The 1,138-nt window shown below is 63.2% G+C and carries 1 protein-coding gene; it reads right to left on the bottom strand.

Annotated features, from left to right (window positions below; genetic code table 11):
* Window positions 1-113: 113 nt before the first annotated feature.
* Window positions 114-965 (bottom strand): IS5 family transposase, encoded by an 852-nt coding sequence (locus tag ACZ7N4_RS39180; protein ID WP_471368825.1) that lies wholly within the window; start codon window positions 963-965, stop codon window positions 114-116.
* Window positions 966-1,138 lie beyond the last annotated feature (173 nt).

Here is a 1,138-nt window from a genome sequence, read left to right as displayed (position 1 = left end):
GATCCACGGACGAGAGTTCCTCTTCCCCACGAACAGAGCAACGAGCATCTGAGCCGACAGTCACACCATCAGCGACTTCTGTTAGGACCTCTTAGAGGGCATCTGATCAGTGTTCACGCGGATGTGAGTGGGATGTCTGTTTCGATTCGCCAGGTTGGTGCGGATTCTCCGGTCAGTTCGCGGGACATTTTGTTAGCCATGGCCCAGTGGATCATCGTCCGGGATCTCTGCGGGAGGGCTTCGTAGTCCCGCGCCAGTCGGCGGTGCTGCATCAGCCAGCCGAAGGTCCGCTCGATCACCCACCGTTTCGGCAGCGGCTCAAATCCCTTGGCCCGCGGCCGCTGCACTACCTCGACATCGATGCCCAGACCGGCGCCGTGGTTGAAGATGCTGTTCTGGTACCCGCCGTCGCCCCAGACCTTGGACACGCTGGGATGCGTCGCGGCCAGGTCGTCGAGCAGGAGCTTGCCGCCGGTGGTGTCGTGCACGTTCGCGGCGGTGACCAGGACGGCCAAGACCAGGCCGAGGGTGTCCGTGATCAGGTGCCGCTTGCGTCCTTTGATCTTCTTGCCGGCATCGATGCCCTGGCTGGTCTCCGCGACGTTTGCCGAGGTCTTCACGCTCTGCGCGTCCACCACGGCCGCGGTCGGCTCCGCACGGCGGCCGTGGAATCGGCGGGTCTTGTCGCGTAACAGGTCGTGGACCTGCTGGGTGGTGCCGTCCGTCTCCCACTTCGCGTAGTAGTCGTAGACGGTCTTGTAGGGCGGGAAGTCGTGCGGGAGGTACTCCCACGGGATGCCGGTGCGGTTGACGTAGAGGATCGCGTTGACGATTTCTCGCAGGTCGTGCACCCGGGCTGCCGTTCCGGGGCCGGTCCGTCTCGCCCGCCAGTCGTTGAAGACCGGTTCAATCAAGGCCCAGCGGGCGTCGGACACATCACTTCGGTACGGACGACGAACACTCACCCCTCATCCAACGACCGCCAACGGCGCCAGTCACAAAACCATCCCAGAACACCAACTACCTAGATCAGATGCCCTCTTAGACGTCATCTCATTTGGCAGCCCGGGTAGGCTGTAGGCCGTGGTGGGGATCGTTGAGCGGCTGGTGCCGGACGAGTTGTGGGAGTTGTTCCAGC

It is taken from the genome of Streptomyces sp. NPDC107654 (assembly GCF_055639035.1).
This window is presented reverse-complemented; position numbering and strand designations above follow the sequence as displayed.